We start from the raw sequence: 1288 nt of genomic DNA, 5'->3' as shown, positions 1-1288 counted from the left end.
GGCGGTTTCAGCTTGCTAGTGCAACACCATCGATTAGTTTGGTCAGTCTTTCAGTTGGGGTGTCCCATTGGAGTGTTTGACGCGGTCGGATGTTGAGCAGGTGCTGGGTGTGGGCGAGTTCTTCGTCGCTGACCTGGTTGAAGTTCGTGCCTTTGGGGTGGATATCGCGGACCAGTCCGTTGGTGTTCTCGTTCGTGCCGCGTTGCCAGGGTGAGTGCGGGTCACAGAAGAACAGCTGGCAGCCGGTCGCTACTGTGAACTTGGCGTGTTGAGCCATTTCCGTGCCTTGGTCCCAGGTGATCGTTTTAAGGATCGCCTGGGGCAGGGTGTGGATCATTTTCTGCATGACCTCGATGACCGTCGCGCTGTCCCTGGCTCCCGGCAGCCGGCCCAGCAAAGTGAACCGTGAGGAGCGCTCGACCAAGGTGACGATCCCGGAGTTACCGGGACCCACGACCAAATCACCTTCCCAATGGCCGGGCACGGCCCGGTCCTGGACTTCGGCGGGCCGGTCGCTCAGCCGGGCCCCTTCAAGCCAGGGCCTTACGTTCCTGGCAGGCAGCTTTGATTGGGGCTTACGACCGGTCCGGCCCGAACGTAGGGCCTTCTCCACGGCAAGTTCATGCCGCAAGGCACCCCGGCCCTGCACGTAAAGGGCTTGGTAAATTGACTCGTGGGACACGTGCATCTCCGGCTGCTCGGGGAACGTCTTCTTCAGGTCCGCAGCGCTCTGTTGAGGTGAGAAACGCTGGTTCAAGCGTGCCACGACCTCCTTCCACACCGCCGTTCCCGCAGAGAGCTTCACGGGCCGGTTCCGTCTACGGCGGACCAGTGCCCGGTGTTGGGCAACCCCGGCGTCGTAATAGCGCCGGGCCCAATGCTCGATACTGTGTCGGCGGATCTCCCGGGACACCGTTGATGGATGCACGCCCAACTCCTTGGCGATCTGTCGCATGGAACGCGGCTCCGGCAAGCCCAGACAGGCCTTGATATAAGCCCGGTCCTCCAAAGTCAGCCGCCGGTACCTTCGCTCCTTATCCCGCGAAAGCACCTCCGAAGCCATCGGAAGACGCACGCCACCACCAGGGCCGGAGATAAGTTCCATGCCCGCTAGTTTCGCCCAATGCGACACCGCTTGCCGGGACACCCCAGCCGCGGCAGCACTTCGTCCCGTGTCCTCACCCGCCAGCAAGTGCTCATACGCACACGCACGAACCGACCACGGCAACTTCTTGACCATGACACCCCTCCAACTACAGGGGTGTTGCACTAGCCACCTGAAGACGCC

At 62.0% G+C, this 1288-nt stretch carries 1 protein-coding gene; it reads right to left on the bottom strand.

All coding sequences use genetic code 11. The annotated features are described in order from the left end of the window. Nucleotides 1–7 precede the first annotated feature (7 nt). Nucleotides 8–1240: an IS30 family transposase gene (locus PV760_RS21410; RefSeq protein ID WP_422757627.1), complete on the bottom strand. Its 1233-nt coding sequence runs from the start codon at nucleotides 1238–1240 to the stop codon at nucleotides 8–10. Between the last annotated feature and the right edge of the window lie 48 nt (nucleotides 1241–1288).

This window comes from Paenarthrobacter sp. CC6, from assembly GCF_040560085.1.
Classification (GTDB): domain Bacteria; phylum Actinomycetota; class Actinomycetes; order Actinomycetales; family Micrococcaceae; genus Arthrobacter; species Arthrobacter nicotinovorans.
This window is presented reverse-complemented; position numbering and strand designations above follow the sequence as displayed.